This is a genomic window from Providencia sp. (assembly GCF_052096715.1).
Lineage (GTDB): Bacteria > Pseudomonadota > Gammaproteobacteria > Enterobacterales > Enterobacteriaceae > Providencia.
This window is the reverse complement of the sequence record NZ_JBQDNB010000004.1, coordinates 93,908-112,082: the sequence shown is the minus strand read 5'-3', so window position 1 is coordinate 112,082 and position 18,175 is coordinate 93,908. Positions and strand designations below refer to the sequence as shown.

Sequence of the window (18,175 nt, the reverse complement as noted above, 5' to 3'; positions counted from 1 at the left end):
GCTTAATCAATCTTGAATATTTTTGCATTCATTCTGTTAATTCCAATCTTGTTATCTATCAAGTATATTGACCGCCTCTTTTCCTCAGCTAACCAAGAGCCAGACTGCTATGAAAACAATCAATGTGGCATGTAGCCAGGGGGTCGCAACCTATTTCACTGATGAATTTCAGTGGGTAGATATTCGCGATGCGCAGTTCAACAATATTGCCGCTGTAGTGCTATCTGAACAAGATGCTAATCAAGGGCTGTGGAAAAGGGTTGCTGAAAGTAAGCTCAGTATTCCGCTGTTTATTATTAGTGATAAACAGCTACCAAATAATGAAAAAAAACCACCATATTTGACAGCATTATTGCTACCCGCAGTTGCTGCTCGTGATGAAAATAGCCAACAGTTGCTTGATGCTGCAAATCAGTATCTTGAACAGTTATTACCGCCATTTTTTGCACGAATGATGGATTATGCTGCGGGACATAATGTGACTTTTGCTTGCCCTGGTCACCAAGGCGGGCAATTTTTCCGCCGTCACCCGACGGGAGAACAGTTTTATCAATTTTATGGTGAAAACTTGTTTCGTACGGATTTATGTAACGCAGACGTCGCTATGGGAGATTTACTTATCCATGAAGGTGCGGCAAAAGAGGCTCAAAAATTCGCCGCTCGTGTATTTAATGCAGACAAAACTTATTTTGTTCTAAATGGAACCTCCTCATCAAATAAAGTGGTACTTAATGCTTTATTGACGCCGGGTGATCTCGTATTGTTTGATCGAAATAACCACAAATCAAACCATCATGGGGCGCTTATTCAAGCCGGTGCGACCCCCGTTTATCTTGAAACTGCACGTAATCCGTTTGGTTTTATTGGTGGTATTGATGCTCATTGCTTCGATGAAAATTATTTACGTCAGTTGATAACTGATGTAATGCCTGAAAAATCTACTGCTGTCAGACCATTTCGGTTGGCTGTAATCCAACTTGGTACCTATGATGGAACTGTCTATAACGCAAGGCAAGTAGTTGATAAAATAGGTCATTTATGTGACTACATTTTATTTGATTCTGCTTGGGTTGGTTATGAACAATTCATTCCGATGATGCGCCAATGTTCGCCATTATTACTTGAATTGAATGAAAATGATCCGGGTATTATGGTGACACAATCAGTACATAAACAGTTAGCCGGTTTCTCTCAAGCATCTCAAATTCATAAAAAAGATAATCATATTAAAGGGCAAGAGCGTTTTGTTTCCCATAAAAAGCTTAATAATGCTTTTATGATGCACGCCTCAACAAGCCCGTTTTACCCATTGTTTGCATCGCTAGATGTTAATGCCCGTATGCATCAAGGGGAAGCGGGGGAAATGATGTGGATGGATTGTGTGATGCAAGGCATAGAAGTTAGAAAATCAATTATTAAGCATTGTCGTTATTTCAGGCCTTTTGTGCCTGAATTCGTTGACGGTTTACCGTGGCATGAATATTCAACCGAGCAAATTGCATCGCAGCAGCGTTTTTTTAATTTTATTCCTCATGAACGTTGGCATGCTTTTGATGGCTATGCACAAGATCAATATTTTGTTGATCCGTGTAAATTGATGCTGACGACACCGGGTATTGATGTTGAAAGTGGTGAATATGAATCTTTTGGTGTTCCTGCGACGATTTTGGCGCACTTTTTACGTGAACACGGCGTTATTCCTGAAAAATGCGATCTGAATTCCATTTTATTTTTGCTCACACCGGCAGAAACGAGAGAAAAATTAGAGTTGCTAGTTTCTCATTTAGTACGATTTGAACAGTTACTGGATGAAGATGCATTATTAGAAGAAGTATTACCTTCTGTTTATGTACGTTATCAGGAACATTATCAAGGTTATACATTGCGCCGTTTGTGCCAAGAAATGCATCAATTAAGTGTGAACGACAATATTAAGCAATTACAAAAAGAGATGTTCCGTAAAAAATATTTCCCTGTTGTGAAAATGAACCCACAACAGGCGCATTTAGAGTTTATTCGCGGTAATTGTGAGTTATTACCTCTTGATGAGTTAGAAGGCCGGATTGCGGTAGAAGGTGCTTTGCCATATCCACCGGGTGTTTTATGTGTGGTGCCAGGAGAAGTATGGTCAGGGCCTGTATTGCGCTACTTTAAGGCATTAGAAGCGGGTATTAATGCGTTACCGGGCTTTGCACCTGAGTTACAAGGTGTCTATATTTCGAAAGATGAAGATGCTCCTAAGCGTGTGTATGCACATGTTTTAAAATAAATTTTTTGCATTCAGACATAACGCATAGATTTTACCTTATCAGATAGTTAAATTGGAGTCAGACTAGGAGTTGTTGATCTTTGATGGTTGTTGTAAAAATAAGCAGTAAAGATCAACAGTCCCTAACAATAGCTGACTCCATTTTTATGTTAAGGGTAAGGTTATGACAAAAAAGATAATTCTTGATTGCGATCCCGGTCATGATGATGCAATCGCTTTATTATTAGCTTACGGTAATCCTGACATTGATTTACTCGCAGTCACCACCGTTGTGGGTAACCAAACACTTGAAAAAGTTACACATAACGCGCTGGCTATTGCTGAAATGGCAAATATTCGCGGTATTCCTTTTGCAGCAGGTGCTGTTCGTCCTTTAGTTCGAGAAGTGGAGGTTGCTCCAGATATTCATGGAGACTCAGGGCTTGATGGGCCTACATTGCCAACCCCGACGTTAACGCTTGATAAGCGACATGCGGTTACCTTGATTATTGACACCATTATGTCTCACCCACCGAAAACCATCACATTAGTGCCAACAGGGGCGCTGACAAATATTGCCCTTGCCGCCAGACTTGAACCTCGTATCGTTGAGCGAGTAAAAGAAGTGGTATTGATGGGCGGTGGCTACCATGTCGGTAATTGGAGCCCTGTCGCTGAATTTAATATCAAGATAGATCCAGAAGCTGCACATATTGTTTTTAATGAAAAATGGCCACTAACTATGGTGGGTTTAGATCTTACTCACCAAGCTTTAGCAACACCTGATGTTGTGGCTAAAATTGCCAGTCTTAATACAAATTGCTCACAGTTCGTGGTTGAGTTATTAGACTTTTTTGGAAAAATGTACAAACAGGCTCAAGGATTTGATGCGCCGCCAGTACATGACCCTTGCGCGGTTGCTTATGTGATTGACCCATCTGTGATGACAACACAAAAGGTGCCTATCGATATTGAACTAACTGGCTCGTTGACTCTAGGGATGACAGTCGCCGATTTTCGTCATCCTGCCCCAATAGATTGCCATACACAGGTCGCAGTAAAATTGGATCACGATAAATTTTGGTCGTTGATTATTAATGCACTAAAAAATATTGGTTGATACAGTAAAATTGTGAAAACCTAAAAAGAGAACGTAAATTTTCATTCTGAAAAATGCATAATTGCACAGTGCTGTTGTGCGTTTTTTATTTCAATGCTATTGTCTCTCGTAAACTCTATCAACATGGATTGTTCATCAGGGAGGCTTGTGTGAATGGAAAGGGTGATTGTCGTTTATATTTTAGGGATGAGTATCTGAGATTGTTCTTTGTTTACGGTAAATTAAATAAATTGATACCAACCACAATGAATTCTGTCCTAGCACGTAAGTTAGATATGTTAAATGCGGCGACAACATTACGCGATTTTAAAAGCCCACCCGGAAACAGATTTAAACAGCTAAAACCACCTTTAGATAGTTATTATTCCATCCGCGTGAATGGGCAGTATAGATTAATATTTAAATGGGATGATGCTGTTACTGCGTTATATTTAGACCCTCATAAAGATGTATAAATTAAAAGAAAATGTTGTAAAACAATAACAAGAAACGTTGATTATTAAATATTAAAGCCATAAACAAGGGGTTAACCATGCAGGCAACAAGAAAACCAGCAAGTGTAGGAGATATATTACTTTATGAATATCTCATACCTACTGGCATGAAGATCAATGAGTTATCTGAATTGTTAGGTGTTCATCGAAATACAATAAGCTCTTTGGTTAATAACAATAGAAAGCTATCTATCGATATGGCTTTTAAGTTGGCGAAAGCTTTTGATACAAGCTTACAGTTTTGGATAAACCTACAACAGGCTATTGATATATGGGAAGTTAATAATGACCCTAGGTTGCAAGAAGAAATTAACAAAATTATGTATTACGAGGATTTTTTAAAAGCAAAATCTAAAAAAGTTGCATAAAAGGTGATGCTGTTATTATTGTCATAAAAGGAAGCCACAGTATGAGTTAGTGGCTTTTGCCATAATGTGTTTTTTTGATTTTGTTATCTGTTTTGCCTAAATGATGAATACATAACGAAATATGCAAAATAAATAAATATATTTTTGAGAAATGCCATTCTATTGATATTCTGATAGCGAAAAATAAGATAATTATTAAATGATTGAAGTTCTTATAGGCGGGTCTAAATTTTATGAAACAAGTAAAACGATTTATCGCAATGCTTAAAGTATTACAGCGCCTTATGGTGATATTTTTATTGTCATTATCTTATATTGGGTTTATTGGCTGGGTGGAATAAAAAGTCTTTAATTTCAAGTTATTATGATTTTTTAGCTTCAATGTTAATTAATGCATTGGAATACAACCTAGAAAAAGTAAAAAAAATCTAAATGATTTGAAAAATATCCTCTGAAATTATGATGATAAGATAATTTGGTTAATATAATGACACGAACAAGAGGAGTTGATGATGAACAAGGCAATGTTAACGTTTTTATTTCTATTTTTATCGGGTTGTACAACATCAAATAATCAAGCAAATACGCCGAATGAAAAAGATGTAAAAATAGATCCCTATACAGATAGTGTGCTAAATAGCATTAAAGAAAATCAAAATATTAATAGAGAACAGCAACTGCGTAAGCCCTATTAACTCCCTTCATCTCCACCTGTTGATCAAATACGGCAATGTATCAGCCTATCTAGTTGGTAGGTTCACGCTTATTAAGCTCATTTACTGTTTTAATGAATTAATTATTGCTCAGTTAAATGATCAATTTTTTCTATTTTATTAACTTTAACCTTATTCAATTTATTTGAATATGAACAGTCATTTTATTAGCTTTAACCTAGACTGCATTTAGGGATATGATAGTTTCATCGAAGGTAACAAGGGTTACCTCCCTAAATATACAATGAAGGAATAAGAGAATGAACATGATTAAAACTTTGATGGCAGCTTCTATATTATCCATGATGGCATTTGGTGCATCTGCGGCTACATTAACTGCAACAGGCGATACGCTTGATTCTACTGAAGCGGTTATCGCAGCAAAAGCGAAAGCGATTGGTGCAGAAAGCTATACTATTACTAGTGCTCGAGTTGGTAATATTGTCACAATGAGCGCAGAAACTAAATAACTATATTTACTCAGAAATGTCATTGAAATTATTTCGATAAAAAACTTATTGAGTAATTTTAAGTGTAATAGTTAAATATCACTGTTATGTCATTAAACCTAATTTAATAACAGTAATGTTTGGCTCATAACTTGCTTTGATATTTTGCCAGCTTTAATTTGTTATCATGTGATAGTCCTCAATTATTGGATAGCCAATATTGGGGACTATTTGTTTTTAAAAGAAAATATTTTTATTTAAACGGTATCAATTCGGGTGTTAATGAGTTTATAGCTCATCAATTCTGACAACCAATAGCACTGTGGTATCTCTATGCTACAATACTTCATTATTTGTATTCTTTTATCTGCTCGGGCTAGTCTCGTAGCCGTAAAATCGACATAGACCTGAAAAATAAACATGCCACAAAATCAAACTATAGAACACAGCCAAGTTACAGCTCAAACCACGTCATTAACAAAGAGTCGTGGCTATCAAAATCTCAACCGATTCTCCGTTGCGCCGATGCTCGATGGGATGCACCATAATTAAATATCAATTAGTTACAAAACCCCGGTGCGCTATTGGTGTCCTTTGTTTTTAATTTTATTGTGAAGCTTCAATTTGAAATTTTGAGATCTACCTTTGGATTTCCATAATGTTATGATGTACACTTTGAGTATAAGTTTTACTTTATCGTAAATGGAAAAAGACTTTGGAAGAATATGATGATTATTAATTTTAAAGAAAAACAAAAAAATAGAGAAATTTCAACTAGTAAAAATTCTGAACGCGAGATTTTTACTAGAAAAAATACTGATAATATAGTCTGTTTTTCTGGAATTAAAAAAAATGATTCATTTGAATTAGCTAAAGAGAAATCAAGGCAATCTTCCTTAAAAATCAAATGGTAAGTTAAGTTTGGTTTTTTGCAATCAAATAAAGCCCTATAAATTAAATATAGGGCTTTTTTCTTTTTGGAGAAGTATATGGCGCAGCCAGCAAAGAAAAGTAGTCAGCCGTTGCTAGGTGATAAATCATCAAGTGACAAGAGAGATATGATTGAAAAAATAAAAGCGCGGAGGTCTAATGAAATTATTATTGGATTGTGTGGAGCAGTTGGTTCAGGTGTTAAAAAACTGAAGGATATATTAATACCTGAATTTGAAAGAATAGAATATAAAGTAGAGCACATCCGTGTAAGTCAACTTATTTTTGATAAATGTAATACAGATAAAGCCATGTCACTTGAAAGCCTTCGTGGATTTATTAGATATGATACATTGCAAAATATGGGTGATAAGCTTAGAGAAAATGAAAAATCTTTTGTTGCTCAATTAGCAGTAAATCAAATTAATATACTTAGAAATAAAAGTATAGAAGAGCAAAAAATTAAAAATGTTGGTGATGATGATATCACAAAAACAGATGGTAAATTTGTTTACATAATAGATCAGTTTAAGAATCCAGAGGAAATAAATTTATTTAAAGAAATATATTCAGATGCTTTTTATTTGATAGGTTTATTAAGAAATGAAAGCCAGAGAAAACAAAACCTTAGTGATGAGAAAATATCCGAAGAAGATATCGCAAAACTAATGATTAGAGATAAAAAATCAGAGAAATATGGCCAAAATACGGAAGAGACTATACTTCAATCAGATTACTTTATAAAAAATATTGATAATAATAATAAATTAAGAACGGAAGTTAGACGATTTATCGATTTAATGCATGGCGCAAATAATATAACACCTACTTATGAAGAAATAGGTATGCATAGTGCATATTCTGCATCTTTTGGTTCAGCTTGTTTATCTAGGCAGGTTGGTGCGGCAATAATGGATGATAACGGTAATATATTATCAACAGGTTGTAATGATGTACCAAAATTTGGCGGTGGATTATACCATTTTAATGATAAAAATGACATGCGTTGTTTTAATAGAGGAAAATGCTTTAACGACACACACAAAGGGTACTTAAAGAATGAAATTGAATCTATTTTAAACGATTCTTTTGAAACATTATTGTCAGATGTTAGTGATGTTATTGATGAATGTACGTTAGATATTAATAAAAATATTAATAATTTATTTGATGTTGAAAATAAAAGTAATGCCGCCATAGATGAAATAAATATGGGTAATGTAGAGAAAGGAGAGAAAGTAAAGGCTGAAATTTCGAAAGTTAATACATTAAAAATTAATGTTAGAAATCTTATTAATAATCTAAAAATTTCCGAAGAGATAATGGGTGGAACTAAGGCTAAATCATTAATAGAATATTCTAGAGCTGTTCATGCTGAAATGGATGCTTTATTAGCATTAGCTAGAACCACTTCTAACTCTACATTAAATAAAACGTTATATTGCACTACATACCCATGCCACAATTGTGCAAGGCATATTATAGCAGCAGGGATAAAAAGAGTTGTATATATAGAGCCATATGAAAAAAGCCTTGCAACACAATTGCATAATGATGCTATTTCACTAGATCAAGATGATGATATTTTAGTTACAAATAAAGTTTCATTTCGAAATTATGATGGAGTATCGCCAAGAAGATATGATGATTTCTTTAAATATAGACATAAACGTAAAAATTCTGATGGAACTGTAAAAACTATCCATTCAATGGATGTCCCTCACGTATCACAAATCCATCTTGATAGCTATGTAGAATATGAATTAAAAATAGTTGGGGAGCTGGAAGATAAAGAAAGCGGTCAGTAAGAATTATAAACATAAAAACTAAGTTTGGTACCCATTAAAAAGGTACCAAAATTATAGCCTGTAGATAATTTTTTATGTCTATGAATGAATCTTATCAAATTCCTTTTTTGCTTCGCTTCTTTTTTTATCAATCCATTCAGCTAGGTCACTAATATGAACCATTCTTGGTGATTTTTGGCTTTTATCATCTCTATATGTTGGAAATGGTAATTCACCTAAAGTCGCTTTTTTATCTGCATAGCTAGGTGTTAATTTTAAAAACTTTTCTGCAACGATATCTAATGGGATTTGAGAGGTTTCAAATTCAGCCATTAATAAAAAAACTGTGTTCATATTTACCTCCACTATCTGCCGCATACAGATTTAAAAATTAGATATCGTAGTTAACTGGCTTAATCAAATGCTGGTGGATAATAGACACATATTTAGCTTGATGAATTGCATCAGCTAACGCATTGTGTTGCTCACCTTCGAACTGAAGTGTTTTCTTTGGATCGATGCCAGCGTTACGACCTAGCTCTACAATCGTTCTAACACAGCGATTATTCCAATGTTTCCAGAAGGGCTCTATGCTGACTGCATCATATGCGTTACGCAAAATAACATTGTCAAAATCAACTCCATTACCCCACACCTGTACATCATCAGTTAAAATCTCCCGTGAAAAAACACTAAGACTAATTAAAGCAATGTGTAGCTCATCACCATCAGCAACGATAGCGGCTCTAGCTTCAGCGCTTTGTTTCATCCACCAAAGCACTGTATCAGCATTAATATGAAGCCCAGCGCGCTCGCAACTTGTTAAGTCAACAGTGGTATAGAAAGAGGGGCCAATCTCACCCGTTGACGGCTCAAAAGCTACCGCACCAATAGAAACAATAGCAGCGTTGCCTTTATTGCTCATAGTTTCTAGGTCTACCATTAAGTGTTTATATTTCATTGTTAGTCCTTATTTATCTAGCTCATATATCGTTTAATTTGGTGACCTACCCATTCGCCCACCTGAACGCTTACACCATTGCCAATTTGTCGATATGCATCAGTTTGGCTCACTGGGAATTGAAACCAATCAGGAACGCCTTGTAGCCGTGCATATTCACGAACAGTGTATGGCCTAACCCCCATCGGAAAGTTTTTATCAACTACAAGCCGAGTGCTTTTATCTTTAGCGTAATGTGCAACGCAAGTTGGTGCTAAATCGTCATTAGTAGGGTCGCTAATAATAGGTAAGTCTCTGTATTCACCATTCATTCTTGCATAAACAGATTTAGGAATATTAATATCTGGTTCAACTTCCAAAACATCTGCTAATTTAATTGGTTTGTGGTTAACTGGTGGTTGCGGATTAAAATATTTTTTAGTCCCAATTATAATTAAACGGCTGCGTTTCTGTGGTAGCCAAGTTTCAGACTGAATAGGGCAAAATACATTCACATAATAATCAGGCATTTTTTGCATAGCTTCCATTACTACGGGGAAAGCCTTCATGCCGGGTACATTTTCAACAACATAAAACTCTGGTCGCGCTATTGCTAAATGTCGTAACGCATGAAGAAACAAATCATCCCCGGTTCGGACGCCATGAATATCGCCAATAGTGCTGTATTTAGTGCATGGATAGGTGAATATCATTCCATCACATGAGCCTTGTTCTAAAACCAACTCCTGAGCTATATCGCATTCTTTGACATGATTGCCTAAATTGTGTTTATAGGTTTTACAGGCTGACTTATCTAATTCAAAAGCTTGCCCTATTTTGAGTCCCGCTTGTAAAAGGCCTATATCCATTAGGCCAGCTCCGCTAAAGTAAGAGTTCACGATAATCATAATCACACTCGCTTAAACAATAATTCTGTAAACTGAATTAACTGTTTGTATATAACCATCAGCAAGATAAGTATCGATATTGATCACCCGGGATGTTTGTATTGTTGCGCCGTTATAGAAACGATTTTTTTTATCATTGAATATTTTCCCGTAAGCACCATGGCAGTGTATTTCTTCAACATGAAGATCCGCATCGAATTCAGGCATAATTCCAGTTAGTTGGTTATAACGGTGAATAAACATCGTACGTGCTTGAATGGGGAGCAGGGGATTTACAGTGATAAGGTCACTTGGTGGTACTCCATCTAAAATTGGCCAAAAATTATCGCCATCAACTTCTAGATCTCGACGTTCGGTTGCTAACACTGTTAGGTCTGCATAGTGAACCACATCACTGATAGCTCTTGGTATATCCCATTTGTAGCAAATAACTTTCTGAACATTTTTTTCTATTACTTTATATTCCGGCAACAGCGCTTTTAATGGGCTAGGTAAGTCTTTGCAATAGGCTTCTGATGCATCGTGTAGTAATGCTTCCAGCGCATATTCTGGTGGTACAATTTGACTCACATAAACGGAATGCTGAGCAACAGAATAGAATTGGCTAATTTGCCCGGCAAAGCGACATTCATTAGATAAACCCTGAGCAATATCATTAATATCGATATCATCCGCACTGATATTGATAAAGTTAAAATGCTTTCCTGTAAAAGTTGAAATATATGACATGTTCAAATCTCCACACGGCAAATAGCGCCACCAGATCAGTGGCGCATAAATTAATTAAGCTGAAAAATTTCCAATGAATGTTTCGATTTGAGTTTCTTCAAATTTAGAAGCAAGTAGATCACGGAATTCCTGTGCTATTTGCTCTTCTAAATTTTCAAGTTGAACAATCCGAAGTACTAAAGTAGGCGTATCTTGTGAAGTTAAAATGCTATAGCGAAGTTTGATTGAGCGTTCTTTCAACTCTTCGTATGGAGTGCATTTAAATTCAAAAGCAGCTGGCATAATGTCTTTACTTTTGGCTTCGACATTTTCCATCACAGAGCGTCGCGCTGAGAAATCACTATCTTCATGATCTGAAGAGCGACTTGATTCGATCGTAATTCGTCGAACAGCACTAATTGCTTGCTTAATATCTAAAACATTACCGTCAGCATCGAATGCTAATAAGTAATCACGCCAATCCTCTAACCACTCAGCAAGTTCTTTCTGGCCTTGCTTGCGCCCATTTATTGATAGCACGGCAGAAAAAGGCGACGTCTTTTTCAGTACGATAAGTGCAGAGTTATCAGCATGACCAGGATGTTCAATAGTACCTAAGTTAAAGATAGTTCTTGCTGTCATATCTTCAGCATCGATAAAACAGCGGACACCAGGAGCATCAGAATATCCAACACTATATTTAACAAAATCATTAATGCTGGTGGTTTTTAGCGAACCACGGAAGCGGTAACGATTATCTTGATACTTTTCAAGGTTAACAATTTCAAGCCCATGAGGCACGGCCACGGCAGGGCAAGGCATATTTTCTACAGCATCTAAACGAACACCGGAAATAGCTAGATCTTTAATTTGAGAAATAGCATCACCATTTAATTGAGACATAAAAGCTCCTACTTATTTAATAAAGTATTTTTAAAGATTGAGATTTAAATAAAAAAGAAATTAATTAACTTGTTTTAATTTACCGTCAGGGTCGCCTTTAATTGAAAAAAGTTGCCCCTGATCTTCTTGCATAATCGAAAGCTTACCGCCTTTATTTACGTACATTGGCGTTTCAGTAGTATCTTCTTCCGATCTTTTTCCCTTTGGTGTTGGTGCGGTAAACTTAAGTTTATGTTGGATTAATACTCGCTTTTCCTCGATTGAATTATTCATTCGAGAGATATCCATTTCGATTATAACTTTTCCTTTCCCTGCGTGATTTATAACACCTAACGCAACATCATTTAATACAGCCGCAACTTTATTTTCAAATACACCTGCATCTAATTCACCTAAAAATTCAGGTATATTTGTTTTTCTCTCTTCACTCATGAGCAGATCCTCATTATTAGGTTATTACTCCACAAATAAGACCGCTAATAATAATTAAAACATATTACCTAGTATGGACTGATTAAATATCAGCGGTCTTATTTGTGATGTAAAAAGGGTGGCTACTGAATAGAACATTATCATCAACCTCGTAGTGTGGAAGATTCAGATCGCCACCAAAACTATCAATAACTACTTACTAGCACTGGCGTTTTTTTCAGCTTGAATACGTTTATGAATTTCCTCGCGGTGTACTGCTACATTCTTTGGTGCTTCAATACCGATTCGAACTTGATTACCGCGAACTCCCAAAACAGTAAATGTTATTTCATCACCAGCCATGAGTGTTTCACCAACTCGTCGAGTTAAAATAAGCATATATCCCTCTCTCTAATTCCATTTAAATAATCAAATTAAGCGCTAATAGTGACTTTACAGCGTTCTTGCTGATCGAAAATATCATCGTCGAGTTTTTCGATTTTGCGTTCCAATTCGGCTTTTTCTTGTTCAAGTTGAGTTTGTTTATCTTTAAGAAATTCAAGCGTTTTGAATTCAGCTGCTTTTTTTAGAATCCATGCCTGAGCGTCTTCCTGCGACATTGGCACGCTAAAGGTAACAATTGGTTCGTTTGAGTTGAGTTGCATGATCTTATTTCCATTAATTGCACATGATGTAACAAAAGGTACATTAGGTTACGTCAGGTGTCAATAATAAGATGTGAAATAAGTTACATTACTTTTGGGTGGGGGACGTTATAGGTTTTGTACTACCTGTACTACTTTTCCAATAATTCTACAATTTCCATTTATTATTATAGGGTTGAATGATGGATTCAGAGGCATGAGATAACTATAAGGAGAATCCCAGACCAATTTTTTTATTGTAGCTTCTGATGTTCCATCTAAAATGGCTACAACTATTTTTCCGTATAAGTCATCTATGGTTCCATACTCTGTTTCTACGATAACAGTCGAGCCCTCAGGTATTGTCGGGGAGCCATTAGGGTTGGTCATAGAGTCACCTCGGACGTCAAGACCAAAAGCACTATCGGAAACCCTTACAGTAGTACCTACCCATCGGATAACATCATCTATAGTTACGGATTCACACGTTGAATTCCATAGCCCTGCCTGAACCGAAGATATGACAGGTACCTCAATAACTGTTAATGGCTTTCTTGAAGGTAATAGCTCTTTCTCTGCTGGTTCGTTTTTCCCATATAGTATCCACTCTGCGGATGTTTCAAGTGCGCGCGCTAAATTTTGTAAATTTTCTCCATCAGGCTTAGATACACCAGTCTCCCATTTAGTGACAGACACGCGACTAACTCCCAGCTTCTTAGCTAAGACTTCCTGTGTAAGATTCAACTGAAGGCGTCTAGCCTTAATTCTAAAATTCATATCTTCTTTTTTCATGTAATCAATGTTACATCATTTTGATGTGAAAAGTGTTTGCTTGTTGATGTACCTTTTGTTACATTTCAATCTAAACTCAAACAAGAGAAAACAAAATGTACAAGCAAAATGTTATTAGTTTTTTCGGTGGCGTTCAAAAAACCGCTAAGGCCTTGGGTGTTTCTCATCCAGCAGTAAGTCGATGGAAGTCGGTAATACCAGAAAAACAGGCACTATTAGTGGATAGGCTGACAAATGGCCAGCTCAAATATGACCCAGAGCTATACCAAAACAATATCAAAGCTAATTAATTAAGTTAACTACAAGAAAAAAAAGGAATTGTAGATATGTGCAATAAAACACTTAGAGAAGTTGTTAAAGGAATGTGCAAAGGATATCCGAAAGGACGTACAGGAATGGCTGGCAAATTAGGTATGTCAGAAAACACATTTAACAACAAATTATACGAAAAAAATGGATGCCGTTTTTTTGAAAGCGATGAACTTGAACAAATGGAGTTGTTATCAGGAACAACATTGCTGGTGGATTATCACATGAGCCGCCATCAATTGGTTGCCCCACAAAAAATTGAACCTGCCAGTTTGGATAGAGTGGACTTGTTTGAAATTCGCATGAACTTGGATGCCATGAATGGGGCGCTGTTCTCATTGATGCAAAAGTGCGTTTCAGATGGGTTTGTCACTGAAGAAAAAATGAGAGTTATGAAAAACAAGTTAAGGCAAGTTTGTTCATATACCGCAGGTTTCGTTGATTCATTCGAGACAGTTTTTAGGGCTGAAAAATAATGAAGATACCGAGAAAGGGTGGCGCTCAGGATATGCGGTCCCAAGCGCCGAGCGTCAAAACAAAGTGTGGAGTAATGAACGCTATGAACAGTTTAAATCAATTGCAGCCAAGAAATCAATTTAAGTGTTTACCAACGTCTAGAAGTGGCTCAATTCAATATGTAGAGATCATAACGTCAGCTGACGAATCAGGCAACTACCAGATGGAGCAACAATTGGTAGATAAAGATAGCGATAAGTTTAAGCGTTGCTGGGCAGCATTTTATTTTAGTAGTGGGAGAGGGGATCGTGTCCAGTGAAAAGCATAAGAACCTTGACCGTCATTTCAGAGATAAGCGCGGTCGTATCGTCAAAGTCATTGAGTGGGATAGGCAAAAGCAGCGAGTTATTTTCATGCTCGATGATTATGAACATCCGTGCTTTGTGCCACTTAGTGATTTTAAAAAATATTATTCAGAAGTCGAATAGGGTGATTGCATGAGTAGCCTACTGTTACTTAAAACACGTCCACAGATAGTGATACCAGAGCTGGCGGTACGCTTGGGCTTGAATGAAGCATTATTGCTTCAACAAGTTCAGTATTGGCTATCTGAAACCACATCAGGTGTTGAGTATGAGGGTCACCGCTGGATCTATAACACGATTGAAGAATGGCGCGTTCAATTCCCTTATTTTTCTGAGTCAACGATTAAACGTGGCTTTAATAATTTAAAAAAGCTTGGTGTTCTTAATATTGAGCAAATCAATAAACGCACTCATGACCGTACAAATTATTACTCTATAAATTATGAACATACATTACTCTCCGATGAGGTCAAATTGAACTCATCGAACAGCTCACCCGAGGCGACTCGAACAGGTCAAAATGACCTCATCGACAAGCGCAAAATGAACCGCTCGAACAGTACCAAAATGACCTCATCGAATGGGGCAAATTGCCCTGATCTTACAGAGAGTACTACAGAGAATACACAAGAGATTACAACAGAGAGTAACTCTTCTTGTCAGGTTCATGCTGAACCCGACCATGCTCAAATTGTTTTAGAACATTTCAACAAAATCACTAATTCAAGTTATCGCGATAGCAAAACAACAATGGGGCATATCAGAGCCCGTCTAGCTGAAAATTATACCGCTGATAACTTAATTCTAGTTGCTGATTACCTGACAGCTAAATGGCTCAATGATATCGAATGGAGTCAATACCTAAGACCTATGACGGTTTTCGGGAAGGAAAAGTTTGAGAGTTATCATCAGATTTCCCAAAAATGGCATGACAAAGGGCGCCCTGTTTGCATCAACAAAAAATGGGTTAAAGAAGGTGAAGTGGTTGTAACTGTTGACCCTGTGGAGCGTGACACAGTATTCACTCAGATTTTTTCAACAGGTTGGAAACCGGCAAATAGGATCCAAGCAATTGCGAAAGAAATGGCTAGCAAAAGTGGGTTGGGCCGTCTCAATGAACATGCTGGTCGTGGGGCTTGGCGCGCAATTTGGCAACAGGCAGCGGAACTAGCAGCGAAAGAGGTGACAGCGTGATGCGTAGTGAATCTAAAGAAATTTACGGTGTGAATGTATTTGGCTTAATTGCGGTGATTAAACAACTTCGTCGCTGGTGGCTTATCTGTGAACTTCGTGGAACGTGGAATGATGACAGGAAATTATTAGTTATTTTTCGTCAGCGTGGAATTGAGAACCATACAGGCACTTTAAGTGTTCAGCAGCGATATATGCGCATCATCGAACTTGCTAAAGACTACCAGCTTAAAAGTGAATCATCGGACTATATTACCGAAAATGGCGAAAAAGTAGAAGTACAGCCCCATAAATCCACCAGCGGAGAGGGGCTGCTTGATGAATAAATATATCCAACAGCTCAATGAGCTCAAAGCTAAATCAGCCCATTGGTTAAAAGAGGTTGGCGATCAATGGAAAACACCTGAAGATATCTATTGGGGTATTAATTCTCTATATGGCCCATTTAATTTAGATCTATTCACCGATGGACAAAACAGCAAATGCCCTCATTTCTACACCGCAGAAGATAACGCACTGACTCAAGACTGGTCAGAAAAGCTGAAAGAAGTCGGCGGTGCGGCTTTTGCTAACCCTCCATACTCTCGCGTCTCGTATCATGAAAAACAAGCTGTTACTGGCGTTAAACACATTATGAATCATGCAAAGAAAATGCGTGATAAGTATGGTCGCTATATCTTTTTTGTTAAATCAGCAACCAGCGAAACATGGTGGCCAGAAGATGCAGATCATGTCTGTTTTATTCGTGGTCGGATTGGTTTTGACCTTCCTGAATGGTTTATTCCTGCAGATGATAATCAAGTCCCAACAACAGCCAGATTTGCCGGGGCAATCGTTGTATTCGATAAAACATGGACAGGTAAAACCTTTGATTACATCAATCGCGAAGAATTAGAGCACCGCGGTAAAGCATTCATTGAGCAAGCTAAGTGGTTAGCGAAGAAGATGGAGGTAGCAGCGTGAAAACAGTACAAGTCATGATTGCTGAAAGTTTTAGTGCTGGTGATGTAATCACAACAAAAATCATCAGGGAAAAATATAAAGCATCTTCTAGTTATGCCCAGCACATTATGTCCATTTTAACGCGTGTTAATGCCGTTAATAAAATGAATATTAAGGATGGTAGCTTTTCACAATATGTCATTAAAAGTGATGCATATAAAAAGGTGATGGCATTTGAACAAAGAGCTAAGGCATTTAGACCTAAAACTAATAGAAACACTAAGTGGAGCAGAGAAGAAGCAGTAAAAGGTCACGACCCCTTAATTTTGATGTTTGATAAATTGCTCGCAGAGGTGCGTCTGTGAAAGGTTCTACTTTACTACAGCTAAATGCTGCCTATATCCGGCAAACTGATTTTATTGCATCTAAAACGATTAAAGCTTTAGACCTAGGCTGTGATGCCTCATTCTTTGAAATTCAATATCAGAAACGGAAGTTACATCCTAGGGGTAAGGTTTTTATTAAGTTACTCAAGTTATGTGGGGAGATGAGATTTTATGACTGACAACATTATTAAAATCAATTTCACCGATGATACGAAGCCACTACTTGAGACCCAGATAGAGGATAAAAGAGATTTTAGGCAGGTTCAGTGTAAGCATTATGCAGTTATTGTCAGTGAGCAACATAGGACAGTTAAGTGTAAAAACTGCGGGTGTATTGTTGATGCTTTTGACGTTTTTTTACTGAGAGCTAATGATGCTGAACATCTTTTTAGGCAAGTTTCAACCCTAACCGAACAACGTGATGCTCTGCGTAAGTCAGTTGATGGCTTACTCAGAGAGGAAAAGAACACGAAGGCTAGATTGCGTAGTGCTAGAACAGATTTAGCGTTTATTGAAAATAAAAAGCTCCAGTATGAGGGGAAGGTTGGATGAAAAGTAAAATAGCGGAAATTTATCCTTGCCCTCATTGTGGCAGTGAAAACATAACTCTTGAGAGCCACAGTTATAGAACATGGTTTTACATTCAGTGCCACAGTTGCGGTGAAAAGGGGCCAGAAGTAAATGATAAGCCTACTGCCGTATTGGCATGGAATAAGGGGGTGATTGGTGAGTAATTCAATATCTTTAATTTTACCCTTTCCTCCTAGCGTCAATGCTTGCTGGCGGACAGTTAAAGGCAGAATGCTACTCAGCGAGCAGGGTCGCAGGTTCCGTGCTAATGCGGTAGCGGCCGTTTATGATCAGTTACGCAAAATACCAAAGGCAATCACTGAAGATGTATCAGTCATAGTGAAGATGTATCCACCTACAAAACAACGAAGAGACATTGATAATTATTTGAAAGCAGCATTCGATGCTTTAACACACGCCAAGGTTTGGGAAGATGATGATCAGGTCAAACGTGTCGAAATGGAGTGGTGCGAAGTCGTAAAGGGTGGTCGGTTCGAAATAACGATTAACTTACTTAAAAGCGCAAATGCGGTTGCGTAAA

26 protein-coding genes and 1 pseudogene are annotated in these 18,175 nt (G+C 37.1%); 18 read left to right on the top strand and 9 right to left on the bottom strand.

Annotation, left to right across the window (positions count from 1 at the left end):
• Nucleotides 1-109 precede the first annotated feature (109 nt).
• From ACTH6U_RS05060 to ACTH6U_RS05025, 8 genes are all read left to right on the top strand, one after another.
• Nucleotides 110-2,269: an ornithine decarboxylase gene (locus ACTH6U_RS05060; protein WP_441831726.1), complete on the top strand. Its 2,160-nt coding sequence runs from the start codon at nucleotides 110-112 to the stop codon at nucleotides 2,267-2,269.
• A 163-nt stretch (nucleotides 2,270-2,432) separates the two neighbouring features.
• A complete protein-coding gene (gene uriH / locus ACTH6U_RS05055; protein ID WP_336429525.1) occupies nucleotides 2,433-3,368 on the top strand; it encodes a uridine-preferring nucleoside hydrolase UriH in 936 nt (311 codons plus the stop codon).
• Nucleotides 3,369-3,517: 149 nt separating this feature from the next.
• On the top strand, nucleotides 3,518-3,823 hold the full coding sequence (locus ACTH6U_RS05050; RefSeq protein ID WP_441831725.1) for a type II toxin-antitoxin system RelE/ParE family toxin: 306 nt from the start codon (nucleotides 3,518-3,520) through the stop codon (nucleotides 3,821-3,823).
• 77 nt (nucleotides 3,824-3,900) lie between these two features.
• Nucleotides 3,901-4,230, top strand: coding sequence for a HigA family addiction module antitoxin (locus ACTH6U_RS05045; RefSeq protein ID WP_294104645.1), 330 nt, complete (start codon nucleotides 3,901-3,903; stop codon nucleotides 4,228-4,230).
• Between the two features lie 509 nt (nucleotides 4,231-4,739).
• The gene (locus ACTH6U_RS05040; RefSeq protein WP_441831724.1) at nucleotides 4,740-4,925 is read left to right on the top strand and encodes a hypothetical protein; all 186 of its coding nucleotides are present in this window, start codon (nucleotides 4,740-4,742) and stop codon (nucleotides 4,923-4,925) included.
• Nucleotides 4,926-5,203: 278 nt separating this feature from the next.
• On the top strand, nucleotides 5,204-5,413 hold the full coding sequence (locus ACTH6U_RS05035) for a DUF1471 domain-containing protein (RefSeq protein ID WP_294104641.1): 210 nt from the start codon (nucleotides 5,204-5,206) through the stop codon (nucleotides 5,411-5,413).
• A gap of 704 nt (nucleotides 5,414-6,117) precedes the next feature.
• Nucleotides 6,118-6,306, top strand: coding sequence for a hypothetical protein (locus tag ACTH6U_RS05030; RefSeq protein WP_441831723.1), 189 nt, complete (start codon nucleotides 6,118-6,120; stop codon nucleotides 6,304-6,306).
• Nucleotides 6,307-6,381: 75 nt separating this feature from the next.
• Complete coding sequence (locus ACTH6U_RS05025; protein ID WP_441830307.1) at nucleotides 6,382-8,130, top strand: anti-phage dCTP deaminase; 1,749 nt, start codon at nucleotides 6,382-6,384, stop codon at nucleotides 8,128-8,130.
• 78 nt (nucleotides 8,131-8,208) lie between these two features.
• On the opposite strand, the gene ACTH6U_RS05020 is transcribed toward ACTH6U_RS05025, so the two are convergent.
• The 9 genes and pseudogenes from ACTH6U_RS05020 to ACTH6U_RS04980 all read right to left on the bottom strand — a co-directional run bounded on the left by ACTH6U_RS05020 (nucleotide 8,209) and on the right by ACTH6U_RS04980 (nucleotide 13,415).
• On the bottom strand, nucleotides 8,209-8,463 hold the full coding sequence (locus ACTH6U_RS05020; protein WP_441830306.1) for a pyocin activator PrtN family protein: 255 nt from the start codon (nucleotides 8,461-8,463) through the stop codon (nucleotides 8,209-8,211).
• 37 nt (nucleotides 8,464-8,500) lie between these two features.
• The gene (locus ACTH6U_RS05015) at nucleotides 8,501-9,070 is read right to left on the bottom strand and encodes a 3'-5' exonuclease (protein ID WP_441831722.1); all 570 of its coding nucleotides are present in this window, start codon (nucleotides 9,068-9,070) and stop codon (nucleotides 8,501-8,503) included.
• A gap of 17 nt (nucleotides 9,071-9,087) precedes the next feature.
• Complete coding sequence (locus ACTH6U_RS05010) at nucleotides 9,088-9,957, bottom strand: DNA cytosine methyltransferase (protein ID WP_441831721.1); 870 nt, start codon at nucleotides 9,955-9,957, stop codon at nucleotides 9,088-9,090.
• 213 nt (nucleotides 9,958-10,170) lie between these two features.
• Nucleotides 10,171-10,686, bottom strand: a pseudogene (locus ACTH6U_RS05005) (hypothetical protein); the annotation flags it as partial.
• 54 nt (nucleotides 10,687-10,740) lie between these two features.
• Complete coding sequence (locus ACTH6U_RS05000) at nucleotides 10,741-11,568, bottom strand: YfdQ family protein (RefSeq protein WP_441831720.1); 828 nt, start codon at nucleotides 11,566-11,568, stop codon at nucleotides 10,741-10,743.
• A 60-nt stretch (nucleotides 11,569-11,628) separates the two neighbouring features.
• Nucleotides 11,629-12,000: a hypothetical protein gene (locus ACTH6U_RS04995; protein WP_441831719.1), complete on the bottom strand. Its 372-nt coding sequence runs from the start codon at nucleotides 11,998-12,000 to the stop codon at nucleotides 11,629-11,631.
• 192 nt (nucleotides 12,001-12,192) lie between these two features.
• The gene (gene csrA, locus ACTH6U_RS04990) at nucleotides 12,193-12,378 is read right to left on the bottom strand and encodes a carbon storage regulator CsrA (RefSeq protein ID WP_441831718.1); all 186 of its coding nucleotides are present in this window, start codon (nucleotides 12,376-12,378) and stop codon (nucleotides 12,193-12,195) included.
• A gap of 35 nt (nucleotides 12,379-12,413) precedes the next feature.
• On the bottom strand, nucleotides 12,414-12,644 hold the full coding sequence (locus tag ACTH6U_RS04985) for a hypothetical protein (RefSeq protein WP_441831717.1): 231 nt from the start codon (nucleotides 12,642-12,644) through the stop codon (nucleotides 12,414-12,416).
• A 108-nt stretch (nucleotides 12,645-12,752) separates the two neighbouring features.
• A complete protein-coding gene (locus ACTH6U_RS04980; protein ID WP_441831716.1) occupies nucleotides 12,753-13,415 on the bottom strand; it encodes a LexA family protein in 663 nt (220 codons plus the stop codon).
• Nucleotides 13,416-13,510: 95 nt separating this feature from the next.
• On the opposite strand from ACTH6U_RS04980, the gene ACTH6U_RS04975 reads away from it, so the two are divergent.
• From ACTH6U_RS04975 to ACTH6U_RS04930, 10 genes are all read left to right on the top strand, one after another.
• Entirely contained in the window at nucleotides 13,511-13,705 is a 195-nt protein-coding gene (locus ACTH6U_RS04975) for a Cro/CI family transcriptional regulator (protein ID WP_441831715.1), read from the top strand.
• 36 nt (nucleotides 13,706-13,741) lie between these two features.
• A complete protein-coding gene (locus ACTH6U_RS04970; protein ID WP_441831714.1) occupies nucleotides 13,742-14,200 on the top strand; it encodes a YmfL family putative regulatory protein in 459 nt (152 codons plus the stop codon).
• A 288-nt stretch (nucleotides 14,201-14,488) separates the two neighbouring features.
• Entirely contained in the window at nucleotides 14,489-14,668 is a 180-nt protein-coding gene (locus tag ACTH6U_RS04965) for a DUF4222 domain-containing protein (protein WP_441831713.1), read from the top strand.
• 9 nt (nucleotides 14,669-14,677) lie between these two features.
• Nucleotides 14,678-15,739: a conserved phage C-terminal domain-containing protein gene (locus ACTH6U_RS04960; protein ID WP_441831712.1), complete on the top strand. Its 1,062-nt coding sequence runs from the start codon at nucleotides 14,678-14,680 to the stop codon at nucleotides 15,737-15,739.
• Nucleotides 15,739-16,062, top strand: coding sequence for a hypothetical protein (locus tag ACTH6U_RS04955; RefSeq protein WP_441831711.1), 324 nt, complete (start codon nucleotides 15,739-15,741; stop codon nucleotides 16,060-16,062). The genes ACTH6U_RS04960 and ACTH6U_RS04955 overlap by 1 nt, the downstream gene beginning before the upstream one ends.
• Nucleotides 16,055-16,699 (top strand): phage N-6-adenine-methyltransferase, encoded by a 645-nt coding sequence (locus ACTH6U_RS04950; protein WP_441831710.1) that lies wholly within the window; start codon nucleotides 16,055-16,057, stop codon nucleotides 16,697-16,699. Before ACTH6U_RS04955 ends, ACTH6U_RS04950 begins: the two co-directional genes overlap by 8 nt.
• Nucleotides 16,696-17,043, top strand: coding sequence for a hypothetical protein (locus ACTH6U_RS04945; RefSeq protein ID WP_336431617.1), 348 nt, complete (start codon nucleotides 16,696-16,698; stop codon nucleotides 17,041-17,043). Before ACTH6U_RS04950 ends, ACTH6U_RS04945 begins: the two co-directional genes overlap by 4 nt.
• Before the next feature lie 192 nt (nucleotides 17,044-17,235).
• Nucleotides 17,236-17,616 carry a hypothetical protein gene (locus tag ACTH6U_RS04940; protein ID WP_336431618.1) on the top strand — a complete coding sequence of 127 codons (381 nt, stop codon included), beginning with the start codon at nucleotides 17,236-17,238 and terminating at the stop codon, nucleotides 17,614-17,616.
• Nucleotides 17,613-17,798, top strand: a complete 186-nt coding sequence (locus tag ACTH6U_RS04935; protein ID WP_294351397.1) for a Lar family restriction alleviation protein — start codon at nucleotides 17,613-17,615, stop codon at nucleotides 17,796-17,798. The genes ACTH6U_RS04940 and ACTH6U_RS04935 overlap by 4 nt, the downstream gene beginning before the upstream one ends.
• Entirely contained in the window at nucleotides 17,791-18,174 is a 384-nt protein-coding gene (locus ACTH6U_RS04930) for a RusA family crossover junction endodeoxyribonuclease (RefSeq protein WP_441831709.1), read from the top strand. Before ACTH6U_RS04935 ends, ACTH6U_RS04930 begins: the two co-directional genes overlap by 8 nt.
• The last annotated feature ends 1 nt before the right edge of the window (nucleotide 18,175 follow it).

What these genes read in the sequence shown, in the direction of transcription:
- ACTH6U_RS05060 (WP_441831726.1), top strand. Translation starts at nt 110, where the DNA reads ATGAAAACAATCAATGTGGCATGTAGCCAGGGGGTCGCAACCTATTTC.
- uriH (WP_336429525.1), top strand. Translation starts at nt 2,433, where the DNA reads ATGACAAAAAAGATAATTCTTGATTGCGATCCCGGTCATGATGATGCA.
- ACTH6U_RS05045 (WP_294104645.1), top strand. Translation starts at nt 3,901, where the DNA reads ATGCAGGCAACAAGAAAACCAGCAAGTGTAGGAGATATATTACTTTAT.
- ACTH6U_RS05040 (WP_441831724.1), top strand. Translation starts at nt 4,740, where the DNA reads ATGATGAACAAGGCAATGTTAACGTTTTTATTTCTATTTTTATCGGGT.
- ACTH6U_RS05035 (WP_294104641.1), top strand. Translation starts at nt 5,204, where the DNA reads ATGAACATGATTAAAACTTTGATGGCAGCTTCTATATTATCCATGATG.
- ACTH6U_RS05030 (WP_441831723.1), top strand. Translation starts at nt 6,118, where the DNA reads ATGATGATTATTAATTTTAAAGAAAAACAAAAAAATAGAGAAATTTCA.
- ACTH6U_RS05025 (WP_441830307.1), top strand. Translation starts at nt 6,382, where the DNA reads ATGGCGCAGCCAGCAAAGAAAAGTAGTCAGCCGTTGCTAGGTGATAAA.
- ACTH6U_RS05020 (WP_441830306.1), bottom strand. Translation starts at nt 8,463, where the DNA reads ATGAACACAGTTTTTTTATTAATGGCTGAATTTGAAACCTCTCAAATC.
- ACTH6U_RS05015 (WP_441831722.1), bottom strand. Translation starts at nt 9,070, where the DNA reads ATGAAATATAAACACTTAATGGTAGACCTAGAAACTATGAGCAATAAA.
- ACTH6U_RS05010 (WP_441831721.1), bottom strand. Translation starts at nt 9,957, where the DNA reads ATGATTATCGTGAACTCTTACTTTAGCGGAGCTGGCCTAATGGATATA.
- ACTH6U_RS05000 (WP_441831720.1), bottom strand. Translation starts at nt 11,568, where the DNA reads ATGTCTCAATTAAATGGTGATGCTATTTCTCAAATTAAAGATCTAGCT.
- ACTH6U_RS04995 (WP_441831719.1), bottom strand. Translation starts at nt 12,000, where the DNA reads ATGAGTGAAGAGAGAAAAACAAATATACCTGAATTTTTAGGTGAATTA.
- csrA (WP_441831718.1), bottom strand. Translation starts at nt 12,378, where the DNA reads ATGCTTATTTTAACTCGACGAGTTGGTGAAACACTCATGGCTGGTGAT.
- ACTH6U_RS04985 (WP_441831717.1), bottom strand. Translation starts at nt 12,644, where the DNA reads ATGCAACTCAACTCAAACGAACCAATTGTTACCTTTAGCGTGCCAATG.
- ACTH6U_RS04980 (WP_441831716.1), bottom strand. Translation starts at nt 13,415, where the DNA reads ATGAAAAAAGAAGATATGAATTTTAGAATTAAGGCTAGACGCCTTCAG.
- ACTH6U_RS04975 (WP_441831715.1), top strand. Translation starts at nt 13,511, where the DNA reads ATGTACAAGCAAAATGTTATTAGTTTTTTCGGTGGCGTTCAAAAAACC.
- ACTH6U_RS04970 (WP_441831714.1), top strand. Translation starts at nt 13,742, where the DNA reads ATGTGCAATAAAACACTTAGAGAAGTTGTTAAAGGAATGTGCAAAGGA.
- ACTH6U_RS04960 (WP_441831712.1), top strand. Translation starts at nt 14,678, where the DNA reads ATGAGTAGCCTACTGTTACTTAAAACACGTCCACAGATAGTGATACCA.
- ACTH6U_RS04955 (WP_441831711.1), top strand. Translation starts at nt 15,739, where the DNA reads ATGCGTAGTGAATCTAAAGAAATTTACGGTGTGAATGTATTTGGCTTA.
- ACTH6U_RS04950 (WP_441831710.1), top strand. Translation starts at nt 16,055, where the DNA reads ATGAATAAATATATCCAACAGCTCAATGAGCTCAAAGCTAAATCAGCC.
- ACTH6U_RS04940 (WP_336431618.1), top strand. Translation starts at nt 17,236, where the DNA reads ATGACTGACAACATTATTAAAATCAATTTCACCGATGATACGAAGCCA.
- ACTH6U_RS04935 (WP_294351397.1), top strand. Translation starts at nt 17,613, where the DNA reads ATGAAAAGTAAAATAGCGGAAATTTATCCTTGCCCTCATTGTGGCAGT.